We start from the raw sequence: 24,719 nt of genomic DNA on the forward strand, positions 1-24,719 counted from the left end.
GAATAAAAGCGGCAACGCGCCGATCTTGTGCGGAATTTGCGAGGCATTTTCAGAAATTGAGGTTGATCTTTATCCAGGAACTCATTACTGTATATTCATACAGTTCATTACTGAGTGATTAAAATATGCGTACTCAATACTCTGGCCCTGCTGATCGTGCTCACCGTTTCGCTGCGACGGGCTTAACGCAACCTTCTCTGGGTGGTATTACTGAACTGCGTTATAGCGAGCAGCCCGGCATCATGCCGCTGCTGTTACTGCCGGTCCTCAAGCAGCTGAGCACCCAGTCACGCTGGCAACTGTGGCTGACGCCAGCGCACAAACTGAACCGCAGCTGGATGCAGCAGTCAGGATTACCGCTGGAAAAGAGTATGCATATCACGGAATCCGAGCGTTTAAGCACGGTTGAGAGCATGGTGAAAGCGTTGCGCACCGGCAACTACAGCGTGGTACTCGCCTGGATTCCTTATGAATTGAGCAATGAAGAGCGCCTGGAACTTGAGCAGGCAGCCGCCGAAGGCGAAGCGCTGGGGTTGATTATGCGTCCTCAGGGGCGGGATCTTGCTCTGTCCAGACAGCCAAACAGCGCAAAAATTCCCTCTGATTTGTTTCATTAAGTAAAACTAAGATTTTTCTCACGCTATTTTTTCACAAAGTTGCGGCTAAGCCACTGATTCTTTTCCCGCCAGCTATGACAATGGCTTAGCCGCATTTTTCTTTTCTGGTAGCGAAAATTTTGCCATGTCATTTGTTAAAATGTGTGTATAAATCCCTGTTTTTTTATCCGCTGACGTCACATCATACTTGTAAGTTTCCAATCTCGTTGTAGACTTTACCTCGCCAGGGTGCTCAATAACCTCCGTTTTTTCGGTAGAGTCATAAGCGAGCGTTTAGACCCGGCGAAGGATTACAACCAAGAGCAACCTTTTTGCTCATTGCCTATTTGGATGATAACGAGGCGCAAAATGAAAAAGACAGCTATCGCAATTGCAGTGGCACTGGCTGGCTTCGCTACCGTAGCGCAGGCCGCTCCTAAAGATGACACCTGGTACACCGGTGCTAAACTGGGCTGGTCTCAGTATCACGATACTGGTTACTACGGTAACGGTTACGAAAACAACGACGGTCCAACTCACGAATCTCAGCTGGGCGCAGGTGCTTTCCTGGGCTACCAGGCTAACCCATACCTGGGCTTCGAGCTGGGCTACGACTGGCTGGGCCGTATGCCGAACAAAGGCAACGTGACCAATGGCGCATTCAAAGCACAGGGCGTTCAGCTGGCAGCTAAACTGAGCTACCCAATTGCTGACGATCTGGACGTTTACACCCGTCTGGGCGGCATGGTATGGCGTGCTGATTCAACTCAGACCAACCCAGACAACGGCCGCATCAGCAACCACGACACCGGCGTTTCTCCGCTGGCTGCTGTTGGTGTTGAATACGCACTGACCAAAAACTGGGCGACTCGCCTGGACTACCAGTGGGTTAACAACATCGGTGACGCAGGTACCGTTGGTGCGCGTCCAGACAACAGCATGCTGAGCGTCGGCGTTTCTTACCGTTTCGGTCAGGACGAAGCTGCAGCTCCAGTTGTTGCTCCAGCGCCAGCTCCGGCTCCGGTTGTTGAAACCAAGCGTTTCACTCTGAAGTCTGACGTGCTGTTCACCTTCAACAAATCTACCCTGAAGCCAGAAGGCCAGCAGGCTCTGGATCAGCTGTACAGCCAGCTGAGCTCAATGGATCCGAAAGACGGTTCTGTTGTGGTTCTGGGCTTCACCGACCGCATCGGTTCAGACCAGTACAACCAGAAACTGTCTGAGAAACGTGCTCAGTCTGTTGTCGACTACCTGGTATCTAAAGGTATCCCGGCTAACAAGATCTCTGCACGTGGCATGGGTGAATCTAACCCAGTTACTGGCAACACCTGTGACAGCGTGAAAGGCCGCAATGCCCTGATCGACTGCCTGGCGCCAGACCGTCGCGTAGAAATCGACGTGAAAGGTATCAAAGACGTTGTAACTCAGCCACAGGCTTAAGTTATCGCGCAATAAAAAACCCCGCTTCGGCGGGGTTTTTTTTGGCTTTTTATCACACGCAATTTTTTGCTATTCGTTATCCGCGCCGCCTTTACCCAGAATCGCCTGCAGATCCTGCTTCAGCGTCGACATCTGACTGGCATACTTCTCTTTGCGTTCTGCATCTTCGATTAGCTGAACAATGGTCTCTGACAGGGTGCTGTTACGACGCTGCGCCAGACCGGCCAGACGCTGCCACACCAGATACTCCAGATCGATCGATTTTTTCCGCGTGTGCTGATGCTCTGCGTTGAAATGGCGTTTGCGCCGCGCGCGTATGGTCTGCTTCAGACGGTTTTCCAGCTCCGGATGGATATGCTTTGCGATCCAGTCACCGACCTCAACCGGGTTATTCTCCATCGCCAGCAACGTCTCTACCGCCGCCTGCGCAGCGCTCAGCTCAATATGCCGGGTGATCAACTCACCTTCCCGATGCTTTTTCACCAGGTATTTCCACTTCCATCCACTTTCAAGATTTTCGAGTTGCTGGTATTTCATCGGAATCTCATCGTGATCACGTAACAAACTAAGAATAACAGCTTTTTTCCCGGATGCAGCAAGGAAAAACATGTTGCGGCCATCACAGTTCAGGCCGGAAGTGCGCCGTGCTTAACCGGGTTGAATCCTGTATAATCGCGCTTTTCCTGAACCAGACTAATGCGAATATTTTGACCAGCACTCAACTTACGTGGCAAGCCCTGCAGCCGGATAGCTCACGCTACCAATCACTTTTCTCTACCGTCTCTCTGGAAGATAGCGATACGCTTGCCGCGGTTCAGCCGCGTCTGCTGAATGCGCTGGCGCATTTACATCATCAAACGCTGGGCTTTCCGCTGCTGCTGTTACGCAGCCAGGAAAACAGTGATTATCTGGCGTGGATTGCCGAAGCAGCGCAGCGCTTTCAGCCTGACGAGGACGCGCTGTACGGCGGTGATTACCATGTGATGGGCGACAACGTCAGCCTGCAACCGCCTGTCGACGCCAGCCGTCCCTTCACCAGCACCGGCGGCGTGCATTACGCCGACTGGATTGAGTCCGAGCAGCTGTTTGGCTGCGTGCGTCAGTATAAAGATCGCGTACAGCTGGAGCCCGGTCTGCTGCATCAGGCTAACGGTGGCACGTTGATACTGTCGATCAATACCCTGCTGGCGCAGCCGCTGCTGTGGCTACGCCTGCGCAAAGTGATCGAGCTGGGTCGCTTCGACTGGTACTCACCGGACGAGCGTCGTCCCCTGCCGGTGACCATTCCCCCGCTGCCGCTGCAGCTGCGTCTGATTTTATGTGGCGATCGCGAGGCGCTGGCCAGCTTCCAGGAACTGGACGTTGAAGTGCACGAAATGGCGCTCTACAGCGAGTTCGAAGAGAATCTCCAGCTGGTCGATGATGATGACATGGCCAACTGGTGCCGCTGGACGCTATGCCAGGCGGAGCTGGCCGGCCTGACGCCACCCGAAGCTGATTTCTGGCCGCTGCTGATCCAGGAAGCGGTGCGTCTGACCGGCGATCAGGACACGCTGCCGCTGTGCCCGCGCTGGCTGCGCCGTCAGCTGCAGGAAGCCGCGCTGCACGGTGAGACACTGAATGGTGAGGCGCTGAAAGAGGCGCTGGAAGCACGCCAGTGGCGCGAGAGTTTCCTTGCCGACCGGATGCGCGATGAGATCCTGTTAAATCAGATCATGATCGAAACGGAAGGCGAAGTGGTTGGTCAGATCAACGGCCTGTCGGTGATTGAATTCCCTGGTCATCCACGTCCGTGGGGCGAGCCATCACGCATCACCTGTGTTGTGCACCCGGGCGATGGCGAATTTACCGACGTGGAGCGCAAAGCGGAGCTTGGCGGCAACATCCACGCCAAAGGCATGATGATCATGCAGGCATATCTGATTTCGGAGCTGGAGCTGGAACAGCAGCTGCCCTTCTCGGCATCGCTGGTGTTTGAGCAGTCCTACTCCGAAGTCGACGGTGACAGCGCCTCGCTGGCCGAACTGTGTGTGCTGATCAGCGCGCTGGCAAACCAGCCGCTGAACCAGCAGATTGCCGTTACCGGTTCGGTGGACCAGTTTGGTAACGTGCAGCCGGTGGGTGGTCTGAATGAGAAAATCGAAGGCTTCTTCCATATCTGCCAGTCGCGTGAGCTGACCGGCAAACAAGGCGTCATTCTGCCTGCCAGCAACGTCCGCCATCTCAGCCTCAGCGACGACGTGGTAGAAGCGGTGCAGCAGGGCCAGTTCCATATCTGGGCGATTGAGCGCGTTGACGAAGCGCTGCCGCTGTTAACCGGTATTGCCTGGCAAAGCGAAAGCGGCGACTCGCTGCTGAGCACCATTCAGGAGCGCATTACTCAGCTCAATCAGCAGGAAAACCGACCGCGGCCCTGGCCATTACGCTGGCTCAACTGGTTCAACCACAGCTGATTACATTGCCCAGCGTACAACTGTTCGCTAATATTCGGGCTTCACTAAAAGAAGGCATATTGAGAACATGGTAGATAAACGCGAATCCTATAGCAAAGAAGACCTGATTGCCTCTGGTCGCGGCGAACTGTTTGGCGAGAATGGCCCGCCGCTTCCGTCTGACAACATGTTGATGATGGACCGCGTGGTCAAAATGACCGAAGACGGCGGCAAATTTGATAAAGGTTATGTGGAAGCCGAACTGGATATCCGCCCTGACCTGTGGTTCTTTGATTGCCACTTTAAAGGCGATCCGGTGATGCCAGGCTGTCTGGGTCTGGATGCTATGTGGCAGCTGGTTGGCTTCTATCTCGGCTGGCTGGGTGCGGAAGGTAAAGGCCGTGCGCTGGGTGTGGGTGAAGTGAAATTCACCGGCCAGGTTCTGCCGACGGCGAAGCTGGTTACTTACAAAATTCACTTCAAACGCGTCATCAACCGCAAGCTGGTGATGGGCGTGGCCGATGGCGAAGTGTTCGTCGACGGCAACCTGATTTACACCGCGACTGACCTGAAAGTGGGCCTGTTTAAAGACACTTCAGCGTTCTGATCCGCCAACAAAAACCTCCGCACGCAGCGGAGGTTTTTTTCCTGTTTACAGACATCCGACGGTGCCTAAGCCACCGCCGACCTGTCTTCCATGGCTTGTCGCCAACCTCCCAACCAGTGAGACCGGGCATCGATCATTTGATAAGGGCATATCTCTTTTGAGCGGCCGGTAATGCCTGCCTGATAGCCTCGTGAATGTGCTCGTTCCAGGCGGTCTCTCTTCTGTCTCTTCATACCTCGTTTCCCTCATTTCAGGTCTGGTGGAATCTGGTGGAAAGAAAGAGTGGTGAATTAATGTTCAACCACAGTAATGTTCTAACCTGTGGTGGGTGAAAGGTCAATGCGCAAAATTCACGCCAATGTCATCAATTTGCCGTGAAATCGACACAAATCCCTCAGTGCCGCCGCCATATCTGGCTGATTCCGCAATAAAAAAGTCCCTGATTTGCGCGCCGTCACATAACGGCAAATCAGGGACTTAGCATAAGCATCGAACAAATCCTAATTTAGCGTCACCACGCTGTTAGCGATCTGCTGTGCCGTTTGCTGCCAGCCGAGCGCCAGCGTGCGCACCAGCGCATCGTAGCCATCTTCGGTCTGCGGCAGCGTCAGATTAAAGCCATGTTTGATAAGCCGGCCTTGATGTTGCAACAGCCATTCACCGCTTACGACCACCTTGCCGTCATAGCGACCGTGGAAGCCGGTGACATGCACGCTGAGCGTATCGTGCGTGTCACCCAGCGGCTGACTGGCCACCAGCCGGCCGGGCAACGCCTGGCCGAGGTTACTCACCAGTGTCTGCTGCAGCTGCTGGTCGAGCGGACTGGCCCACAGATTGTTGGCGGCAATCACGTACTTCACATCGCTGGTTTGATAAACCAGCCCGTTGCCGGCGAGATAATCCGGCACGCTCACCTGTTCAACCCAAATCATCGGCTGGCTGGCGGAGGCGTCACTGCTGACGCGCGCCATAGTGCTGCCCGCAGGCAGCTGGTAATAAGTGGTGTCGATGGTGCTGCTGCAGCCCGCCAGCAGCAGCACAGCACCGATAATCAGCCCTTTTTTCACTGTTTCGCCCTCTTTGGCTGCGGATCCTGACCCGGTTTGGCTTCAAATACCAGCGCGTTGCTCTTGCTGTTGAGCGTTTTTAGCACCGGCTGCAATTCGCGCAGCACCTGGTCAAGGCGCTGCATATCGCCCACCAGTTTGTTATAGGCTGGCGATCCCGGCTGCAGCCCCTTCATGCTGCGATTAAGCTCGCGCAGGGTTTGCTGCATATCGGCCGGCAGCGTTTTCATCGCCGGGTTGGCGGTGATCTGATTGAGGTTATCCAGCGTTTTCTGCAGCTGCTGCAGGGTGCGCTGGCTCTCTTTCAGCGTGCCGGTGGCCTGGTTGATCATCGGGTTGAGCGGCAGCGCGTTGATCTTATCCAGCGCCGCCATCAGTTTCTGCTGAATCTGGCTCAGGCCGCCGCTCACGGTCGGAATCACTTCCAGCCCCGCCACTTCGTTTGGTCCTTTGTAAGCCGGTGCATTGTCATAGAAGTCGAGATCGACAAACAGCGCACCGGACAGCAGGTTGCCGGTTTTCAGCGTGGCGCGCAGGCCGCGTTTCTTACCATCCTGCAGATGCTGTTCAAGATTGAAGTCGCCACCCAGACGGCTGATAAAGCGGTCCGGCTCGATGCGGATCAGCACCGGCACGCGGTAATCAGTGTTCAGCGCCTGATTCACGCCCGGGATCATGTAAGGCACCTGAGCCACGGTACCAAGACGAATGCCGCGGAACTCTACCGGAGCGCCGACCTGCAGACCACGAATCGAGTCGCTGAAGAACATCAGGAAATCAGTGTGCTTGGTGTAAAGCGAATCCTGAATGCTGCGCTGGTCGTCATACAGGTGGTAGTCGTCCTGATTTTTGGCCAGCTCGCCGAGTTCCCAGCCGTCCGGCACGTCAAAGCTCACACCACCGCTAAACAGGGTCGTCAGCGAGCCCATTTCGACGCGCATGCCGGAAGCGGACATATCCACCGCAATGCCGCTGTCTTTCCAGAAGCGCACATTGGTGGTAATCAGGCGATCGTAAGGCGCGGCGATGAACAGCTGATAGGTCATCATGCGCTTGTCGGTATCAAAGGTGCTGGTTTCCACCGTGCCGACGCGATAGCCGCGGAACAGCACCGGATCGCCCGGATTAAGCTGGCCGGCTTTTTTGCTGTCGAGGATGACGCGAATACCTTTGGCATCCGGCGGTGCCAGCGGCGGCGCATCGAGCAGCTGATAGTGCTCTGGCTTATCCCCTTTGGCGCCGGGCTGCAGTTCAATGTAGGCGCCGGAGAGCAGCGTACCGAGGCCCGTCACCCCTTCCCGGCCAATCTGCGGCTTCACCACCCAAAACACGCTGTCTTTATGCAGCAGTTTTTCCATGCCGGCATTCAGGCGCGCGGTGATCTCCACATGGTGCAGATCGTCCGTCAGCACCGCGCTTTCGACGGTGCCCACGTCGACGCTGCGGCTTTTAATGGTGGTTTTACCGGCAACAATGCCTTCGGCGTTTTCGGTGATCAGCGTGACCTGCGGTCCCTGATGGCTGAAGTGATAAAACAGAATCCATCCGCCGATTAACAGCGTGACGATAGGTACGATCCACACCGGCGACCAGCGTTTAATCTGGTCGACGTTAGCAATGCCGTGTTGGTTGTCCGTCAAGACGCGGCTCCTTACGTTCAGTTTCCTGTAGGCGATCCCAAATCAGGCGCGGATCAAACGTCATGGCGGCGAACATAGTCAGAATCACCACCAGCGCAAACAATAGCGCGCCTGGCGCAGGGTAAACACTCATCAGCTGGCCCATGCGCACCAGCGCAGAAAGCACAGCGATCACAAACACATCAATCATTGACCAGCGGCCAACAAACTCCACCACCTCATAAATCAGGTGCATCTTCTCGCTGTCGCGCCGGCCGCGGCCGCTGGCGTGCCAGCACAGCCAGCCAATCGCCACCATCTTCAGCGAAGGCACCATAATACTGGCGATAAAAATCACCAGCGCGACCGGCCAGGAGCCATCGCTCCACAGCAAAATGACGCCGGCCATAATGTTGGACGGATACTGCGAGCCGAGCGTTTCGGTCACCATGATCGGCATAATATTCGACGGGATATACAGCATCACCGAGGTGATAAGCAGCGCCAGCGTCCACTGCAGGCTGTGCTGCCTGCGCGGCGCAGCGCTCACGCCGCAGCGCGGACAGGTTCTCTGCGCGGCCGGCAGAATCGCGGTGCAGCACGGACAGCTGCGCAACCCCTGCTTCAGTCCGCTGATGCCCGCCTGCGGCGTTTGCGCCAGCGGCGGCAGCGGATCGATGCGCTGCCAGACCCAGCGGCGATCGACGCACTGAAACGCACGCAGCTGCAGCAGACAAAACAGGCACCACGGCCAGAAGCTGCTGCCAAGGCCAATTTCACCGTACGCCATCAGTTTGACGAAGCTGACCAGCACGCCGGCCATGAAAATTTCTGCCATACCCCAGCTGCGCAATTGAAACAGAATGCGTGCCAGCCCGAGTCGCAGGCTGTGCGGCAGGCGCACCGGATTCACCAGCAGCAGAATGGCGATCATGCAGAAAGCCGGAATGCCCTGCACAAACAGCAGGAACAGCGTGGCGAGGCTGCGATAATCCTCGCGATCCATCACCTGCGGAATGGCCATCAGCGAGATCTGGCTGCTGAGACCGGCCACATGCATGCTGATAAACGGAAACAGATTGGCCAGCAGCAACATAAACAGCGCCGCCAGCGCATAGCCGGTGGGACGCTTACGCGGTTCGTGCCAGTTAGCCACCAGCGTGGTGTGACAGCGCGGACAGCGCGCACGGCTGCCCACCGGTACGGCGGGCAGTTTTACGGTTAAATCACACTGCGGACAGAGCATCCAGTGCTGCGTCTGATGCGTGGCACACATGCTGACTCCCTCTGCGTTATGCGCCGTTTTTCAGCGCTTCCAGCTCTTCCCACCGTTCAAAGGTGGTTTCCAGCTCCTGCTCCGCCTGCGCCAGCGCATCCAGCACCGGCTGCGTTTTGTCGTGCGGCTGGCTGAAGAAGTCCGGATGACTCATCTGCGCCTGCAGCTCACCGATACGCGTCTCCAGCTGCTCCAGCTTTTGCGGCAGCTGTTCCAGTTCACGCGTCAGGTTATAGCTTAGCTTGCCTGCGCTGCGTTTGGGGGCGTCGGCTTTTTCTGCCGGTTTAGCCGCTGCGCTTTTGACCGGTGCGGCTTTGGTCTGTTTGTAGGCGGCGCGCTGCTGCTGCGCATCATGGTAGCCACCGACGAAGGTACCGATCTCGCCGTTGCCTTCAAAGATCCAGCATTCGGTCACGGTGTTATCCACAAACTGACGATCGTGGCTCACCAGCAGCACGGTGCCCTGATAGCCATCCACCAGCTCTTCCAGCAGCTCAAGCGTTTCGACGTCGAGGTCGTTGGTCGGTTCGTCAAGAATCAGCAAGTTGCTGGGCTTGAGGAACAGACGCGCCAGCAGCAGGCGGTTACGCTCGCCGCCGGACAGCGCACGCACCGGCGTCATGGCGCGTTTCGGGTGGAACAGGAAGTCCTGCAGATAGCCGAGCACGTGACGCGGCTTGCCGTTGACCATCACTTCCTGTTTGCCTTCCGCCAGGTTATCCATCACGGTTTTATCCGGATCGAGCTCCGCGCGATGCTGATCGAAGTAGGCAATTTCCAGTTTGGTGCCGCAGTGCACGCGACCGGCATCCGCCTTCAGCTGGCCGAGCATCAGGCGCAGCAGCGTGGTTTTACCGCAGCCGTTCGGGCCAATCAGGGCGATTTTGTCGCCGCGCTGCACCTGGGTGGAGAAATCCTTCACCAGCGTTTTGCCGTCAACGCCGTAATCCACGTTTTCCAGCTCAAAGACGATTTTGCCGGAACGCGCCGCTTCACCGACCTGCATGTTGGCTTTGCCCATCACGTCACGTCGTTCAGAGCGTTCACGACGCAGCGCTTTCAGCGCGCGCACGCGGCCTTCGTTACGGGTGCGACGCGCTTTGATGCCCTGGCGAATCCACACTTCTTCCTGCGCCAGCTTGCGGTCGAATTCGGCGTTTTGCATCTCTTCAACGCGCAGCGCTTCCTCTTTGCCCAGCAGGAACTGATCGTAATCGCCCGGCCACGACACCAGTTTGCCGCGATCGAGGTCGACGATGCGCGTCGCCATATTGCGGATAAACGAGCGGTCGTGCGAAATAAACACGATGCTGCCGTTGAAGGTTTTCAGGAAGCTTTCCAGCCAGTCGATGGTTTCAATATCGAGGTGGTTAGTCGGTTCGTCGAGCATCAGCACGCGCGGGTTACTGACCAGCGCTCGGCCCAGCGCGGCTTTACGCAGCCAGCCACCGGAGAGTGACGACAGTTCGGTGTCCGGCTGCAGCCCGATTTGCTGCAGCACATCGTTGATGCGGCTGTCGAGCTGCCACAGGTTGTGATGGTCGAGAATCGTCTGCAGTCGCCCCATTTCGTTGAGGTTTTTCTCGCTCGGATCTTCCATCACCAGGTGCGATATGGCGTGATACGCCTTAAGGTGCTCAGCCTGTTCGGCCACGCCTTCGGCAACGAAGTCGTACACCGAACCGGTGATATTGCGTGGCGGGTCCTGTTGCAGCCGCGCGACCACCAAATCCTGCTCATAAATAATGCGGCCGTCATCCAGCGGCTGTTCGCCGTTGATGATTTTCATCAGCGTCGATTTACCGGCGCCGTTGCGCCCAACCAGACAGACGCGCTCGCCCTCTTCGATATGCAGTTCGGTGTTATCCAACAGCGGCGCATCGCTGAACGACAGGTAAGCGCCATGGATACTGATCAGTGACATAAAACTTATTCCTTACCGGCGTGGCTTACCAGCCAGCAGTTGTGAATTTGACGGTTGCGCGCAAAGTCCTGCGACAGCGTTTTTTGCGTAATTTCCTGCGCCTGCAGACCCAGACGCTGCAAGCCGTCCAGATCCATTTTGAAGCCGCGCTTGTTGTTGGAGAACATAATGGTGCCGCCGCGACGCAGCATGCGCTTCAGGTTCTGCAGCAGCATCAGGTGGTCGCGCTGCACATCGAAGTCATCTTCCATGCGTTTGGAGTTGGAGAAGGTCGGCGGATCGATAAAGATCAGATCGAACTGCTCATCGCTTTCGCGCAGCCAGCTCAGGCAGTCCGCCTGCATCAGGCGATGCTGGCGCCCGGTTAATCCGTTCAGGCGCAGGTTACGTTCGGCCCACTCCAGATAGGTGCGCGACATATCGACCGTGGTGGTGGATTTGGCGCCGCCCAGCCCGGCGTGCACGCTGGCGCTACCGGTATAGGAGAACAGGTTAAGGAAATCTTTCCCCTGGCTCATCTGGCCCAGCATCTGGCGCGCGATACGGTGGTCGAGGAACAGGCCGGTATCGAGATAATCCGTCAGGTTCACCAGCAGCCGCGCGTTAAACTCCTGCACTTCAAAGAATTCGCCCTTCTCGCTCAGCTTTTGGTACTGGTTTTTGCCCTTCTGCCGTTCGCGGGTTTTCAGCACCAGGCGATTGGCCGGTATCTCCAGTACGCTCAGCGTGGCACCGATCACGTCAAACAGGCGCTGGCGCGCTTTGGTCGCATCCACGGTTTTCGGCGGAGCGTACTCCTGAACCACCACCCAGTCGGCGTAGCGATCGACCGCCACGTTATACTCCGGCAGATCGGCGTCATACAGGCGGTAGCAGTCAATATTCGACTGGCGCGTCCACTTGTCCAGTTTTTTGCTGTTCTTACGCAGGCGGTTAGCAAAGTCTTCGGCAATCTGTGCGCCGCCTTCGGCGCTGTTCTCCGCCAGCTGGTAGTTCTTCTGTACGCACTCCAGCGGACCGTTTTTCGCTTTAAACTGGCGATCGGCGCGCAGCTGCAGGCAGCTGAGCAGCTCTGGTGAGGCGCTGAACAGCGACAAATTCCAGCCACCAAACTGCTGTTTCATGATGCGGCCCAGCTGGCTGTGCAGCGCAATCAGCGCCGGCTCGCTCTCCAGACGCTCACCGTACGGCGGGTTACTCAGCACCGTACCGCGCATCGCTTCGCCCGCCAGCGGATTTTTCAGCTGCAGCACATCCTGCTGCGCAAAGGTGAACAGATCGAACACGCCGGCGCGGCGCGCGTTGGCACGTGCCCACTCCAGCACGCGACCATCATTATCATAGCCAAAGAAGCGTGACGTGGTGGCGGCTGTGCCGGCGCGCGCACGCTGCAGCGCGTCGCTGCGCACCTCCTGCCACAGCGCGCTGTTATGGCGTTTCCAGCGGCTGAAGCCCCAGTGCGAACGCAGCAGGCCCGGCGCGCGATCGCAGGCGATCAGCGCCGCTTCAATCAGCAGCGTGCCGGAGCCGCACATCGGTTCGACCAGCGGCGTGCCGTTCTGCCAGCCGGAGCGCATCACAATCGCCGCCGCCAGGTTCTCTTTCAGCGGTGCCTGGCCGGTTTGCTGACGATAGCCGCGCTGGTGCAGTGCAGTGCCGCTGAGATCCAGCGCGATGCTAACGCGATCTTTGTTCAGCCACGCGTTAATGCGGATGCCCGGCTGCTCGCGATCGACACTCGGACGCTCCAGATTCTGCCGGGTAAAGCTATCGACAATCGCATCTTTGATGCGCAGCGCACCAAACTGGCTGTTACGAATCACCTCATTGGTGCCGCTGAAGTGGATGGCGAACGTGGTGTTGCTGTCAAACAGCTCGCTCCACGGGATGCTTTGCGCGCCGACGTAGAGATCGAGATCGCTCCAGACGCCGAATTCTCCCAGCGGCAGCAAAATACGTGAAGCCAGACGGCTCCACAGCAGGCTTTGGTACATTACGCGGTCGTCGGCTCGGAAGTGGACGCCGCCCTGCACCACCTGCAAATCCTGCGCACCCAGCGCGTCCAGCTCAGTTTTCAACAGCTCTTCGAGCCCACGCGCCGTACTGGCAAACAGAGAATTCATATCGTCACTTTTACTCTTGCTAAAATTGTTGCGCATTATAGCGAATCAGCGTCCTATGTCATAAAGTTAGCTTCTTTTTGTCTGTACGGAGTTGTGATGATTACCCTGTCTCGCCTGTATATTCACCCGGTTAAATCGATGCGTGGTTTGCAGCTGTCACACGCGCAGGTGCTGGAAAGCGGTCTGGCCTTCGATCGCATCTTTATGGTGACCGAAGCGGACGGGACCTTTATTACCGCCCGCCAGTTTCCGGAGATGGTGCGTTTTACGCCCGCCCTGCTGCCCGACGGGCTATTCATCACCGCGCCGGACGGCAGCCAGGCGCTGATCCGCTTCAGCGATTTCAGCGCCCAGCCGGCACCGACGGAAGTGTGGGGCAACCAGTTCACTGCGCGCATTGCGCCTGACACCATTAACCAGTGGCTGAGCGGCTTTTTCCCGCGCCCGGTGCAGCTACGCTGGGTCGGCACTGAGCCGTCTCGCCGGGTAAAACGCTTCGACCAGGTCCCGCTGGGGTTCGCCGACGGCTTCCCTTACCTGCTGGTCAACATGGCGTCGCTGCAGGATCTGCAGCAGCGCTGTCCGGCCAGCGTGCGGCTGGAGCAGTTCCGCCCCAATCTGATCGTCAGCGGCGCCAGCGCCTGGGACGAGGACAGCTGGAAACGTATTAAGATCGGCGAGATCACTTTCGAGATGCCGAAGCCGTGCAGCCGCTGCGTGTTTACCACCATCGGCACCGAAAGCGGTCGCAAGCACCCGCAGGGCGAACCGCTCGCCACGCTGCAGCGCTTTCGCAGCGCGCAGGACGGCAGCGGAGATATCGATTTCGGCCTGAATCTGATTGCGCTTAACAGCGGCATCGTGCGCGTCGGCGATACGGTTGAAGTGCTGGAACGGCAGACGCCGCGCGCTTACGGTGTCGGTGAGGTGGTGGAAACGCTGCAGGCCGCCAGCAGCGCACCGGCCGCCGTGACCATTGGCTATCAGGGTCAGCAGTTTGCCGGCGATAATCAGCAGGTATTACTGGAACAGCTGGAGATGCAGGGCTTTCGCATTCCCTATTCGTGTCGGGCCGGAATCTGCGGCAGCTGCAAAATGACGCTGGTGTCGGGTGACGTGAAGGCGCTGAAGCAGAGCGCGGTGCGCGGCGACGGCACCATTCTCAGCTGCAGCTGTATTCCGAACGGAGATATCGAACTGGCGTAAGTGCTACACCGCGCGGGCGAAGGGCGCGCTGCTCTCCTGCAACTGTGGCTGCAGGCGATCGTTCATGATCTTGATGGCATCGCCGAGCTGCATCCCTTTGCCCGCCACCGTCAGCGCACTCTGCGCCAGCAGACAGAGCGCGGCATTCTCGCCGCTCTCGACCACCAGCAGCTGTGCCTGTTCGCCGCTGTCGGCCAGCGTTACCGCCACCATATCGCCCGCGACGGGCTGCCAGCTGTGCGCATGGCTGGTGAAGTGCCAGCTTTTCGGCATCAGCGGCTTAAGGAAACGGCTGGCCACCAGCGCATTCAGCACCAGCTCGGCGCGCTGATCGCTTTTTAAACCGCTCTGGCGACAGCGCTCCTCAAAAGTAAAATAAAGCGCAGCGTCATCAACGCAAAAACCGCTGTCATTAAAGGCATCGGGCGTCAGCATTTTGCGCGAGAAGCGCGAGCGAAATAACATTCCATCGGCCAGATCCAGCATCATCCGGTCATGCTCTGCGTCAAAATACCAACGCCAGTTGTCATCGGGTTTGATTTTCATGGGGTGCCCTGTGGATTTACGCTGCGCTAAACGGCGCTCAAATTTAAAATATTGCTTTAAGGAAAAAGCTGAAAATTGTACGAACAGGACAAAATATAAACGAGCCGGAGGGAGAAATAAACCCCCCGGCCAGGGAAAGTGAGAAATGTCTTAGAGATGGGTCACGATATCTTTAATTAAACCCGGACCTTTATAAATAAAGCCAGAGTATATCTGTACCAGCGTTGCGCCAGCCGCCATTTTTTCCCGTGCCGCGACCAGCGAATCAATGCCACCGACGCCAATAATAGGCAGACGTCCCTGCAGCTCCTGCGCCAGACGGCGAATCACCTCGGTGCTGCGCGACTGAACCGGACGGCCACTTAATCCCCCCGCTTCGTCGGCATATTTCAGCCCGCTCACCAGCGAACGATCGAGCGTGGTATTGGTGGCGATCACGCCGTCTATTTCGTGGCGCACTAAACTGTCGGCAACCTGGATCAATTCTTCTTCAGAAAGATCCGGCGCGATCTTCACCGCCACCGGCACATATTTCAGATGGCTTTCCTGCAGCGCCCGCTGTTTTAATTTAATCGCCGACAGCAGATCGTCCAGCGCTTCGCCATATTGCAGCGAACGTAATCCGGGGGTATTCGGTGAGGAAATATTGATGGCAATATAACCGGCGTGCGCATACACCTTTTCCATGCAGGTGAGATAATCGTCTTTGCCCTGCTCTACCGGCGTGTCTTTATTTTTACCAATATTGATGCCGAGCACGCCTTTAAAGCGCGCCTTTTTCACATTCTCTACCAGGTGATCAACGCCGAGATTATTAAACCCCATGCGGTTAATGATACCCTCCGCCGCCACCAGCCGGAACATGCGGGGTTTGTCATTGCCCGGCTGTGCGCGTGGCGTCACCGTGCCCACTTCGACAAAGCCAAAGCCCATGGCGCCAAAGGCATCAATGCACTCCGCGTTCTTATCCAGCCCCGCAGCCAGACCCAGTGCGTTCGGAAAGGTCAGCCCCATACAGGTCACCGGGCGTGACGGCAGCGACTGACGAATCAGCCCTTCCAGCGGCGTGCCGCTGATGAAGCGTAACTGTTGAAAGGTGAGTTCGTGCGCGCGCTCTGGATCGAGCTTAAACAGCGCCGGCCGGACGATAGGATATAGCATGCACTCTCCTGAATGGCGGAAGCTTCGTGAAAGTCGGGTGCACGGGAATTTGTGCGCCAGAATGGTAAGGTGCTCTGGCGCAAAAGTAAATTACTCTGGGATGCAACAATTTGATCGGTATCAGCGTCGGGCGGAATAGCGTCCCAGACGATCGCGGCAGGCCTGTAAGCCGCTGTAAATCGCCGGGCAATACCACAGCAGTTTCAGTCGCGCGTTGTGCTGTAACACTTTACGCACCAGCTGATTCACCTGCGGCTGCCACTCGGCGGGCACCGTCATGTGATTTTTGCGGATTTGCGTCAGGCAGCCGTGCATCACCGTCTGGTAATAATCGTCCAGCAGCGCCTCATCGTGCGGCAGTTGCTGCTGCTGCAGGAACTGCTCACTGCCAGCGCGGGCGATAAAGTAATTTTTCACCCATGAGAAGTCGCGCGTGCTCTGCGACAGTGAACTCAGCATAAAGCGTTTGTAGTAGTAGCTCTGGCTGGTGCAGTACAGCGCGCGCGCCTGCAGGTAGAGGGCGAACATAAAGGGCGCGTCTTCATGGTTCTGGATCGGCAGAAACTGCAGATCGAGCTGGTCAATCAGGCGACGCGAGATGATGCTGCTCCAGATCACCCGATGCGCCGACTGATGCTGAATCAGCGTGCGCAGCGTGGCGCTGCCGCCCGGCAGCAGGCCGCTGACGTGGCGCTGATGGATGGTCTGATAATGGCGCTGCGGCGCTGGCAGGTCGAAAAACATCTTCGCGCCAAAGCAGAACAGATCAATCTCCGGATGACGCGCCTGCACGCGGCGGAAATCGGCGAACAGTTCGGTCGAGACGAAGTCGTCAGCATCCATAAAATAGACGAAATCGCCGCTGGCTGCGGCCAGCCCCTTCATGCGCGCGGCACTGACGCCGCCGCGTCCGCCACTCAGCAGCGTCACCTGCGGATGCTGCGCAGCAAACGCCGTCAGCCAGGCCACGCTGTCATCGCTTGAGCCATCATCAATAATGATGATCTCTTCCGGCGGCGATGACTGGCGAAGCAGCGACCCCAGGGTTTCCGGCAGCCAGGGCGCGCAGTTCCAGTTAGGGATAATTACCGAAACCGTCGGCGTGCGGCGTGATGTCATGCTCATCCTCTTTCCTCTGCGTTAACAAGCGGCGCGCGCAGGCGTTTTAGCACCAGGCTGTGTAACAGACAGCACACGCCAAGGTTAAAGGCCCCGATCAGCCCCAGCCACAGCAGGTTGATCCAGCGATTCTGGTTCCACTCAATGGGCAACAGCGTGCTGAGCCAGGCAATCAGTGCCGACACCGCCCAAATCAGCGCTACGTCGCGCGTCAGCCAGCTGAAATGGATGCCCGGCGCAAAGCGGCGATGCACCAGCCACGCCCAGCCAACTAAATAGAAGATGTTTTGCCCCAGCCACAGCCAGCCGGTGCCCAGCGCCCCGTAATGGACGGCACACCAGATGTTGAGCGGCACCAGCACGACGGCAAAACAGGTGAATCCCTGCATGTGCAGTTTCAGATTTCCGTTGACGTATTGCAGGTGATACAGCAGGCCGCAGATCGCCTGGATGCCGCTGCCGAGCGCATACAGGCTAAGCACGAACGCCATCTCTTCGACAATTTGCGGTTTCTGCGTCCACGCCCACAGCAGCGGTCCGGCATAGCAGGCAATGGTGATGCTGAGCGGGGCCATAAAAATTGCCACCGCCTGGGTGGTATAGCGATAGAGCTTCAGCGATTCGGCATCGCCCTGCTGACGGGTTTTCATGCCGGTCATGCGCGGCACAATCGCCTGCATAATCGGACTGCTCAGCAGCAGGATCCCGGTCGCAGCCGTGGCGACCACGGTGAACGAGCCGTATTCGCTCAGCGGCAGGGTTTTGGACAGCACCAGCCGGTCAATCTGCGAAATAAAGGTCCACACGGCGCTGGAGAAGGCGGCGCTCAGCGCAAAGCGAATAAAGGGTTTGAGCACGCCTTTCAGATCGTCGCGCTTCTCTTTGCGCGCTGCGCGGGGCACCAGCTGACAGGATTTCCAGATACAGCAGGCGGCTTCGGCAATCGACACCAGCAATTGCCAGATAAAGAAGGTCAGCAGCGGATTCGGGAACAGCTGGATCACCAGTACCGCGCCAAAAGTACGCAGCGTGGTAATGATCAGGTTCACGCCGTTGAGCCAGACCTGATGCTCAAAACCGACAATCACACTGCGATACGGGCTGGTACGCCAGCGAATCGCGGCGGTGATCACCATGATCGCCACGGCCACCACCACATCGCTGGCGGGTAAGTGCTGCGCATCCAGCCAGTGCGTGGCAATCCATGGCGTTGCCAGCCAGCCGAGCACCACCAGCACCAGGGTGGAGAACAGGAAGAAGCGGGTCAGCGTGGCAAACAGCGCCGGAAACCAGACAAATTCTGCCTGATTTGCCCGGTAGCGTGCCGCCTCGCGCATCAGCGTGGTTGAAACGCCCGCGTCGAGCAGCTGCAGCCAGGTCAGCAATATAGAAAAGAAGCCCACGAGACCGTAAGCTTCCATACCTAAATGCTGAATATACAGGGGAACTACTAAAATACCTGACAGCGTCAGATAGATCTGGCCAACATAGTTGGCAATCGCGTTACGTTTGATAGACATAAAAACTCTGGCGTCTGGGTATTTTTCTCAGTGTTAACAGCGTGACACAAAAATACCTCAGCGCCCACGGGAGTAATTCTTAAAATTAACGCTGGCGCTATCTCAGCGGCTTTTTCTCATTTTCATCAGTGAGAAATAGAGGTCGGGCTGTTTCAGTAACAGTTTTTCCATTGTGCTCTGCGGTGAAAACTGATCGGCAAAGTAGCGCACCGCGTGCCGCACATTATTAGAGAACTGCGTTTCAGCGTTTAATTCCTGCTGTACCAGCTGTAATAACCCGCTGCGTAAATAACTCTGGCGATAGCGGTTTCGCTCCGGAATAAAGTGTGACAAACGGGTGACCTTTTCATACTCCGTCATAAATTGCTGATAGCTGGGCGGCGGATTAACCGTGGTGACCTGATGCTCCGCGCGGGCATCCAGCAGCCATACCGTTTGCGTATTTAACAGGCCGGCCAGCATCACATCCTGAATGCGCACCAGCGGAGCGGCATTTTTCACCAGCGCGGCGCGCAGGATGACCGCATAGTTATTCTGCTGCCACAGGCGCTGCGCCTGCAGCTGCTGAAACAGCTGCAGCGACGGCTGCAGGCCGCTGCTCAGTGCGCGCGGTGCCAGTGAAACCAGCATGCAGTTGAGCTCCGGGCGCTGATGGCTGAGCGTTGCCACTTCCTGCAACAGTGCAGCAGAGGGCGCAAAGCCGTCGGCGGCAAACAGTAAGAACGCGTCGTCGCTGACGCTCTCCGCCGCTGGCTGTGGCACAGCGGTAAACTGGCTGTGCGCGGCATCCGGCTGCAGCAGATAGCACAACAGCGGATTAACGTTATCAGCCGCGACGCGCGCAGGCTGAGCGGCGACCGGCTCAGCCGGATGCACTAACAGAGCAGACCTTCCCATATTCCTCTCCCTAAAAATAATACTGAATAATGGCCAGATAAAAATCCGCCCAATTAAGGCGCAAATAAGGCAGTGACTTTTTTTTAGCGTAAGAAAACTCAATCGATTATAAACAGCCCGCCGACGGCATGACTATTGGCCCTTGCCAGGCTGGCTGTTTATTTGCCTTTTATTGTTAAGCGTCACTAAAGAAAGCCCCACTTAAGCGCAGAGGAAATTAGCAATACTCGTAACAGGAAACGTTGAGACATGGCTCAATTTTAATAAAAGGCTACGTTTTGACACACTTCCTCTTCAATTTAAGGCCAACTTAAAATGGAGCAGCGAAAACAGCAGGTGAGAAAAATCCTGGTGATAATTTTTAACTTAGGCCGCCATTTCTTCGCTACAGCTTAAATTACCTCATCTATTTCTTCTTAAGCCTGACGACAATGGCGCGCCCGGCGATATGTGTCGACGGTTACACCTCTGATTTAACCAGGCAACAGCGCTTTTAATCATTCTCACCTTGCCCGTGACGGAAGTCGCTAATGAAAACCCGGCAATCTGCGGGTGCAATTCAGATTAACCTTAGAGGCGCTTTTCCCTTCCTTTATAAGAGCGGGCTATTCCCGCCTGACGGCTATCCATTGCCGGATAAATCATTTACGCCTCGCCGCCTGCTCTGTCAGGATTGAACGCATCAGTTCTCAATAATTGCTAATCAATAACTTTCAGTTATAAGGAGTGACCATGCGGGTTATTACGCTGGCGGGGAGTCCGCGTTTTCCTTCACGTTCTACGGCGCTGCTGAGTGTGTGTCATCGGGCGCTGGAAGCGCGTGGCGTTGAGGTGATTCCGTGGAACATTCACAACTTTCAGCCGGAAGATTTGCTATATGCGCGCTTTGACTCACCGGCACTGACCGCGCTGAAAGCGGATTTAGCGCTCGCGGAGGGGCTGATCGTCGCCACGCCGATTTATAAAGCCTCTTTCTCTGGTGCGCTGAAAACCCTGCTCGACCTGCTGCCAGAGCGCGCGCTGGAACATAAAGTGGTGCTGCCGCTGGCGAGCGGCGGCAGCGTGGCGCACATGCTGGCCGTTGACTACGCGCTGAAACCGGTGCTGAACGCGCTGAAAGCGCAGGAAGTTCTGCACGGCGTGTTCGCCAGTGATACGCAAATCACCCATTACGACCGCCAGCCTGAGCTGGATGCGCTGCTGAGCGAGCGCATTGATGAGGCGCTGGAAACCTTCTGGCAGGCGCTGCACCGTCGTCATCAACCCTATGCTCAGGCTGTATAAAGGAACCGCGATGAAAAGGATGTTAACCCGCTGGCTGCTGCCAACCGTTACCGCGCTGTTTGCCCTGACCCTCGCGGCTCAGGCTGCCGAAGCGCCGGCACAATTCCGTATCGGCTATCAGAAAGGATCGGTCAGCATGGTGCTGGCCAAATCGCATCGGCTGCTGGAGCAGCGCTTCCCGGCCACCAACATTCAGTGGATCGAGTTTCCGGCCGGTCCGCAAATGCTTGAGGCGCTGAACGTGGGCAGCATTGACCTGGGCAGCACCGGTGATATCCCGCCGCTGTTTGCTCAGGCCGCCGGGGCGGATTTGCTGTATGTCGGCTCGGAGCCACCGAAGCCGCAGGCTGAAGTGATTCTGGTGCCGAAGGACAGTCCCATCCACAGCGTGGCGCAACTGAAAGGTCATAAAGTGGCGTTCCAGAAAGGCTCCAGTTCGCACAATCTGCTGCTGCGCGCGCTGGAACAGGCTGGCCTGAGCTTTAACGATATTCAGCCGACTTATCTGACGCCAGCCGATGCGCGCGCCGCGTTTCAGCAGGGTGATGTTGACGCCTGGGCGATCTGGGATCCCTACTATTCCGCTGCGCTGCTGCAGGGCAACGTCCGTGTGCTGGTGGACGGCAGTAAGCTGAACCAGACCGGTTCGTTCTACCTCGCCACGCGCAGCTTTGCTACCGAGCACGGTGACTTCGTGCAGCAGGTGCTGCACACCTTTAGCGAAGCCGACGCGCTGACGCGCAGCCAGCGCCAGCAAAGTATCGATCTGCTGGCACAGGCGATGGGCCTGCCGAAGCCGGTGATCGCCAGCTACCTTGACCATCGTCCGCCGACCACTATTACGCCGGTCAGCGCCCACACGGCGCAGGCCCAACAGCAAACTGCCGATCTGTTTTATGCCAACCATTTAATGCCGGTCAAAGTCACCATTGCCGATCGCATCTGGCAGCCACTGCCGGCCCGGCCATAAGGAAATTTATCATGAGCGTATCCGTATTCTGGTTTCTTCCCACTCACGGCGACGGCCACTATCTCGGTACCGCCGAAGGCGCGCGCCCGGTGGACCACGGTTATCTGCAACAGGTGGCGCAGGCCGCCGATCGCCTCGGTTTTGGTGGCGTGCTGATCCCCACCGGCCGGTCGTGTGAAGATGCATGGCTGGTGGCCGCATCCCTGATTCCGGTGACGCAGCGCCTGCGTTTCCTGGTGGCGCTGCGCCCGGGAGTGATTTCCCCGACGCAGGCCGCACGGCAGGCCGCCACGCTCGATCGTCTCTCCAACGGACGCGCGCTGTTTAACCTCGTCACCGGCGGCGATCCGGAAGAGCTGGCGGGCGACGGCGTTTTCCTCGATCACCGCGAGCGTTATGCCGAATCTGCGGAGTTTACCCGCGTCTGGCGCCGGGTGAGTGAAGGCGAAACGGTCGATTACGAAGGCAAGTACGTCAAAGTGCGCGGTGCACGATTAATGTTTAAAGCGGTGCAGCAGCCACGTCCACCGCTGTGGTTTGGCGGCTCATCGGATGCCGCGCAGGATCTGGCCGCGGAGCAGGTGGATGTCTATCTGACCTGGGGCGAACCCCCCGCGCTGGTCAAAGAGAAGATTGAACAGGTGCGCGCCAAAGCGGCGGCGCAGGGGCGCACGGTGCGCTTCGGCATTCGTCTGCACGTGATTGTGCGTGAAACCAATGAGGAAGCATGGCAGGCGGCAGAACGGCTCATTGCCCATCTTGACGATGCCACCATTGCTAAAGCGCAGGCGGCTTTTGCCCGCACCGATTCAGTCGGTCAGCAGCGCATGGCCGCGCTGCACGGCGGACGCCGCGATCGGCTGGAGATCAGCCCGAACCTGTGGGCCGGCGTCGGTCTGGTACGCGGCGGTGCCGGGACTGCACTAGTGGGCGACGGTCCGACGGTCGCGGCGCGTATGCAGGAGTATCAGGATCTCGGCATCGAGACCTTTATTCTGTCTGGCTATCCGCATCTGGAAGAGGCCTATCGCGTGGGCGAGCTGCTGTTCCCGCATCTCGACCTGGCCGTGCCGGAAATCCCGCAACCCCGCGTAGTGCAGGCGCACGGTGAAGCGGTCGCCAATGATTTCACCCCGCAAAAAGTCGCGCAGAGTTAAGGAGTTGCATATGGCAAAGGTCAAGAAACAGCTGAGCAATGCCCTGCTGCCGTGGGCGCTGCCGGTGCTGCTGGTGGTGGTGTGGCAGATTGCCTCACAGGCCGGCTGGCTGTCGACGCGCATCCTGCCCTCGCCGGAGAATATTGTCATCACCTTCTGGCATCTCGCGGCCAGCGGTGAGTTGTGGCAACACCTCGCCATCAGCGGCTGGCGAGCGGCAATCGGCTTTGCCATTGGCGGTTCGATTGGCCTGATTCTCGGGCTGATTACCGGCACGTCGCGCACCGGGGAACGGTTGCTGGATACCTCGGTGCAGATGCTGCGTAACGTGCCGCACCTGGCGCTGATCCCGCTGGTGATTCTGTGGTTCGGCATCGACGAGTCAGCCAAAATTTTTCTTGTGGCGCTCGGCACGCTGTTCCCTATCTACCTCAATACCTATCACGGCATACGGAATATTGACCGCGGCCTGGTGGAGATGGCGCGCAGCTATGGTCTCTCCGGCTGGAGCCTGTTTATTCAGGTGATTTTGCCGGGCGCGCTGCCGTCAATCATGGTTGGCGTGCGCTTTGCCCTCGGTCTGATGTGGCTGACGCTGATCGTGGCCGAAACCATCTCGGCCAACTCCGGTATTGGCTATCTGGCAATGAACGCCCGTGAGTTTCTGCAAACCGATGTGGTGGTGGTCGCCATCATTCTCTATGCCCTGCTGGGCAAACTGGCCGACGTGACGGCACAGCTGCTGGAGCGTGTCTGGCTGCGCTGGCATCCGGCTTACCAATTGAAGGAGGAGAACGCATGAGCAACGCAACGCTAAGCCCGGCGCGTCTGAACCGCGGTACCCCGGTGGGCGTCAATGGCGTCACCAAGCAGTATGGCAATCGCACCATCCTGAATCATATCGATTTACATATTCCAGCCGGCCAGTTTGTCGCGGTGGTCGGCCGCAGCGGCTGCGGTAAAAGTACCCTGCTGCGCCTGCTGGCCGGGCTGGAATCCACCACGCACGGTGAACTGCTGGCGGGCAACGCGCCGCTGGCCGAGGCGCGCGAAGATACCCGCCTGATGTTTCAGGATGCGCGTCTGCTGCCGTGGAAGAAAGTGATCGATAACGTTGGCCTCGGTCTGAAAGGCCGCGAGTGGCGCAGCGCCGCGCTTGAGGCGCTGGCGGCGGTCGGTCTGGCCGATCGTGCACATGAATGGCCGGCAGCGCTTTCCGGCGGACAGAAACAGCGGGTGGCCCTGGCGCGGGCGCTGATTCATCGTCCCGGCCTGCTGCTGCTCGATGAACCGCTCGGCGCACTTGATGCGCTGACGCGCATTGAAATGCAGGGCCTGATTGAGTCGCTGTGGCAGCAGCATAATTTTACCGTGTTGCTGGTGACGCACGATGTCAGCGAAGCGGTGGCGATGGCCGATCGCGTATTGCTGATTGAAGAGGGTCAGATCGGGCTGGATTTGGCGGTGGATTTACCGCGTCCGCGCCGCAAAGGATCGGCGCGCCTCGCCGAGCTGGAAGCCGAGGTACTGGATCGGGTGATGAAGCGGGGAACCTCAGAGCAGCCCCTGCAGTTCGCGCAGCAGCGCTGAAGGAACAGGTGCGCATAAATGCGCACCCTACGGGATCGTGCATCGTTGCCATTAATGGTAATTAAACACGTACCGTGCGAAATCCGTGTAGGGTCGCCATTTATGGCGACCTGGGGATTACTACGGGAGTCGTGTAGGGTCGCCATTCATGGCGACCTGGGGATTACTACGCGAGTCGTACAGGG

At 57.7% G+C, this 24,719-nt stretch carries 22 protein-coding genes; 10 read left to right on the forward strand and 12 right to left on the reverse strand.

Annotated features, from left to right (window positions below; translation table 11 throughout):
• The first annotated feature begins 125 nt into the window (after positions 1-125).
• Both sulA and ompA read left to right on the forward strand, forming a co-directional pair.
• Positions 126-617 carry an SOS-induced cell division inhibitor SulA gene (gene sulA, locus F3I21_RS03955; protein WP_031279848.1) on the forward strand — a complete coding sequence of 164 codons (492 nt, stop codon included), beginning with the start codon at positions 126-128 and terminating at the stop codon, positions 615-617.
• A gap of 348 nt (positions 618-965) precedes the next feature.
• Positions 966-2,036 (forward strand): porin OmpA, encoded by a 1,071-nt coding sequence (ompA, locus tag F3I21_RS03960; protein ID WP_058759727.1) that lies wholly within the window; start codon positions 966-968, stop codon positions 2,034-2,036.
• A 69-nt stretch (positions 2,037-2,105) separates the two neighbouring features.
• Here the strand turns inward: ompA and matP are convergent, their stop codons facing one another.
• A complete protein-coding gene (gene matP, locus F3I21_RS03965) occupies positions 2,106-2,573 on the reverse strand; it encodes a macrodomain Ter protein MatP (RefSeq protein ID WP_021508308.1) in 468 nt (155 codons plus the stop codon).
• Positions 2,574-2,626: 53 nt separating this feature from the next.
• On the opposite strand from matP, the gene F3I21_RS03970 reads away from it, so the two are divergent.
• Positions 2,627-4,489, forward strand: a complete 1,863-nt coding sequence (locus F3I21_RS03970) for a Lon protease family protein (protein ID WP_058759728.1) — start codon at positions 2,627-2,629, stop codon at positions 4,487-4,489.
• A 67-nt stretch (positions 4,490-4,556) separates the two neighbouring features.
• Complete coding sequence (gene fabA, locus F3I21_RS03975) at positions 4,557-5,075, forward strand: bifunctional 3-hydroxydecanoyl-ACP dehydratase/trans-2-decenoyl-ACP isomerase (RefSeq protein ID WP_010616565.1); 519 nt, start codon at positions 4,557-4,559, stop codon at positions 5,073-5,075.
• A 65-nt stretch (positions 5,076-5,140) separates the two neighbouring features.
• On the opposite strand, the gene rmf is transcribed toward fabA, so the two are convergent.
• From rmf to rlmKL, 6 genes are all read right to left on the reverse strand, one after another.
• Positions 5,141-5,308 (reverse strand): ribosome modulation factor, encoded by a 168-nt coding sequence (rmf, locus tag F3I21_RS03980; protein WP_013508548.1) that lies wholly within the window; start codon positions 5,306-5,308, stop codon positions 5,141-5,143.
• Between the two features lie 267 nt (positions 5,309-5,575).
• Positions 5,576-6,142: a membrane integrity-associated transporter subunit PqiC gene (pqiC, locus tag F3I21_RS03985; protein WP_150058372.1), complete on the reverse strand. Its 567-nt coding sequence runs from the start codon at positions 6,140-6,142 to the stop codon at positions 5,576-5,578.
• A complete protein-coding gene (gene pqiB, locus F3I21_RS03990) occupies positions 6,139-7,782 on the reverse strand; it encodes an intermembrane transport protein PqiB (RefSeq protein WP_021508311.1) in 1,644 nt (547 codons plus the stop codon). Before pqiB ends, pqiC begins: the two co-directional genes overlap by 4 nt.
• Positions 7,754-9,037, reverse strand: a complete 1,284-nt coding sequence (gene pqiA, locus F3I21_RS03995) for a membrane integrity-associated transporter subunit PqiA (RefSeq protein WP_150058373.1) — start codon at positions 9,035-9,037, stop codon at positions 7,754-7,756. The genes pqiB and pqiA overlap by 29 nt, the downstream gene beginning before the upstream one ends.
• 16 nt (positions 9,038-9,053) lie before the next feature.
• The gene (locus F3I21_RS04000; RefSeq protein WP_021508313.1) at positions 9,054-10,961 is read right to left on the reverse strand and encodes an ABC transporter ATP-binding protein; all 1,908 of its coding nucleotides are present in this window, start codon (positions 10,959-10,961) and stop codon (positions 9,054-9,056) included.
• 5 nt (positions 10,962-10,966) lie between these two features.
• Positions 10,967-13,084, reverse strand: a complete 2,118-nt coding sequence (rlmKL, locus tag F3I21_RS04005) for a bifunctional 23S rRNA (guanine(2069)-N(7))-methyltransferase RlmK/23S rRNA (guanine(2445)-N(2))-methyltransferase RlmL (RefSeq protein WP_150058374.1) — start codon at positions 13,082-13,084, stop codon at positions 10,967-10,969.
• Positions 13,085-13,180: 96 nt separating this feature from the next.
• Here rlmKL and F3I21_RS04010 point away from each other — a divergent pair, with 96 nt between their 5' ends.
• A complete protein-coding gene (locus F3I21_RS04010) occupies positions 13,181-14,290 on the forward strand; it encodes a YcbX family protein (protein WP_150058375.1) in 1,110 nt (369 codons plus the stop codon).
• 3 nt (positions 14,291-14,293) lie between these two features.
• Here F3I21_RS04010 and F3I21_RS04015 read toward each other — a convergent pair whose 3' ends face one another.
• From F3I21_RS04015 to F3I21_RS04035, 5 genes are all read right to left on the reverse strand, one after another.
• Positions 14,294-14,836, reverse strand: a complete 543-nt coding sequence (locus tag F3I21_RS04015; RefSeq protein WP_058759732.1) for a cell division protein ZapC — start codon at positions 14,834-14,836, stop codon at positions 14,294-14,296.
• A 150-nt stretch (positions 14,837-14,986) separates the two neighbouring features.
• On the reverse strand, positions 14,987-15,997 hold the full coding sequence (pyrD, locus tag F3I21_RS04020; RefSeq protein WP_021508317.1) for a quinone-dependent dihydroorotate dehydrogenase: 1,011 nt from the start codon (positions 15,995-15,997) through the stop codon (positions 14,987-14,989).
• 120 nt (positions 15,998-16,117) lie between these two features.
• Positions 16,118-17,122, reverse strand: coding sequence for a glycosyltransferase family A protein (locus tag F3I21_RS04025; protein WP_058780800.1), 1,005 nt, complete (start codon positions 17,120-17,122; stop codon positions 16,118-16,120).
• A complete protein-coding gene (locus F3I21_RS04030; RefSeq protein WP_021508319.1) occupies positions 17,119-18,636 on the reverse strand; it encodes a lipopolysaccharide biosynthesis protein in 1,518 nt (505 codons plus the stop codon). The genes F3I21_RS04025 and F3I21_RS04030 overlap by 4 nt, the downstream gene beginning before the upstream one ends.
• Before the next feature lie 102 nt (positions 18,637-18,738).
• Positions 18,739-19,533, reverse strand: a complete 795-nt coding sequence (locus F3I21_RS04035; RefSeq protein ID WP_150058376.1) for a hypothetical protein — start codon at positions 19,531-19,533, stop codon at positions 18,739-18,741.
• A 732-nt stretch (positions 19,534-20,265) separates the two neighbouring features.
• Between F3I21_RS04035 and ssuE the strand changes: the two genes are divergently transcribed.
• The 5 genes from ssuE to ssuB are packed head-to-tail and all read left to right on the forward strand — an operon-like array spanning position 20,266 to position 24,534.
• Positions 20,266-20,817 (forward strand): NADPH-dependent FMN reductase, encoded by a 552-nt coding sequence (gene ssuE / locus F3I21_RS04040; protein ID WP_150058377.1) that lies wholly within the window; start codon positions 20,266-20,268, stop codon positions 20,815-20,817.
• A gap of 10 nt (positions 20,818-20,827) precedes the next feature.
• Complete coding sequence (locus F3I21_RS04045; protein ID WP_150058378.1) at positions 20,828-21,787, forward strand: sulfonate ABC transporter substrate-binding protein; 960 nt, start codon at positions 20,828-20,830, stop codon at positions 21,785-21,787.
• An 11-nt stretch (positions 21,788-21,798) separates the two neighbouring features.
• Positions 21,799-22,944: an FMNH2-dependent alkanesulfonate monooxygenase gene (gene ssuD, locus F3I21_RS04050; protein ID WP_150058379.1), complete on the forward strand. Its 1,146-nt coding sequence runs from the start codon at positions 21,799-21,801 to the stop codon at positions 22,942-22,944.
• Positions 22,945-22,954: 10 nt separating this feature from the next.
• Positions 22,955-23,746: an aliphatic sulfonate ABC transporter permease SsuC gene (gene ssuC / locus F3I21_RS04055; protein WP_021508324.1), complete on the forward strand. Its 792-nt coding sequence runs from the start codon at positions 22,955-22,957 to the stop codon at positions 23,744-23,746.
• Positions 23,743-24,534: an aliphatic sulfonates ABC transporter ATP-binding protein gene (gene ssuB / locus F3I21_RS04060; RefSeq protein ID WP_021508325.1), complete on the forward strand. Its 792-nt coding sequence runs from the start codon at positions 23,743-23,745 to the stop codon at positions 24,532-24,534. The genes ssuC and ssuB overlap by 4 nt, the downstream gene beginning before the upstream one ends.
• Positions 24,535-24,719: the final 185 nt, after the last annotated feature.

The sequence above is a fragment of the Pantoea sp. B_9 genome, from assembly GCF_008632015.1.
In the GTDB taxonomy this organism is placed as follows: Bacteria; Pseudomonadota; Gammaproteobacteria; order Enterobacterales; family Enterobacteriaceae; genus Pantoea; species Pantoea dispersa.

Coding starts and splice junctions, on each gene's coding strand:
- sulA (WP_031279848.1), top strand. CDS start 126: ATGCGTACTCAATACTCTGGCCCTGCTGATCGTGCTCACCGTTTCGCT.
- ompA (WP_058759727.1), top strand. CDS start 966: ATGAAAAAGACAGCTATCGCAATTGCAGTGGCACTGGCTGGCTTCGCT.
- matP (WP_021508308.1), bottom strand. CDS start 2,573: ATGAAATACCAGCAACTCGAAAATCTTGAAAGTGGATGGAAGTGGAAA.
- F3I21_RS03970 (WP_058759728.1), top strand. CDS start 2,627: ATGCAGCAAGGAAAAACATGTTGCGGCCATCACAGTTCAGGCCGGAAG.
- fabA (WP_010616565.1), top strand. CDS start 4,557: ATGGTAGATAAACGCGAATCCTATAGCAAAGAAGACCTGATTGCCTCT.
- rmf (WP_013508548.1), bottom strand. CDS start 5,308: ATGAAGAGACAGAAGAGAGACCGCCTGGAACGAGCACATTCACGAGGC.
- pqiA (WP_150058373.1), bottom strand. CDS start 9,037: ATGTGTGCCACGCATCAGACGCAGCACTGGATGCTCTGTCCGCAGTGT.
- F3I21_RS04000 (WP_021508313.1), bottom strand. CDS start 10,961: ATGTCACTGATCAGTATCCATGGCGCTTACCTGTCGTTCAGCGATGCG.
- rlmKL (WP_150058374.1), bottom strand. CDS start 13,084: ATGAATTCTCTGTTTGCCAGTACGGCGCGTGGGCTCGAAGAGCTGTTG.
- F3I21_RS04010 (WP_150058375.1), top strand. CDS start 13,181: ATGATTACCCTGTCTCGCCTGTATATTCACCCGGTTAAATCGATGCGT.
- F3I21_RS04015 (WP_058759732.1), bottom strand. CDS start 14,836: ATGAAAATCAAACCCGATGACAACTGGCGTTGGTATTTTGACGCAGAG.
- pyrD (WP_021508317.1), bottom strand. CDS start 15,997: ATGCTATATCCTATCGTCCGGCCGGCGCTGTTTAAGCTCGATCCAGAG.
- F3I21_RS04025 (WP_058780800.1), bottom strand. CDS start 17,122: ATGAGCATGACATCACGCCGCACGCCGACGGTTTCGGTAATTATCCCT.
- F3I21_RS04030 (WP_021508319.1), bottom strand. CDS start 18,636: ATGTCTATCAAACGTAACGCGATTGCCAACTATGTTGGCCAGATCTAT.
- F3I21_RS04035 (WP_150058376.1), bottom strand. CDS start 19,533: ATGGGAAGGTCTGCTCTGTTAGTGCATCCGGCTGAGCCGGTCGCCGCT.
- ssuE (WP_150058377.1), top strand. CDS start 20,266: ATGCGGGTTATTACGCTGGCGGGGAGTCCGCGTTTTCCTTCACGTTCT.
- F3I21_RS04045 (WP_150058378.1), top strand. CDS start 20,828: ATGAAAAGGATGTTAACCCGCTGGCTGCTGCCAACCGTTACCGCGCTG.
- ssuD (WP_150058379.1), top strand. CDS start 21,799: ATGAGCGTATCCGTATTCTGGTTTCTTCCCACTCACGGCGACGGCCAC.
- ssuC (WP_021508324.1), top strand. CDS start 22,955: ATGGCAAAGGTCAAGAAACAGCTGAGCAATGCCCTGCTGCCGTGGGCG.
- ssuB (WP_021508325.1), top strand. CDS start 23,743: ATGAGCAACGCAACGCTAAGCCCGGCGCGTCTGAACCGCGGTACCCCG.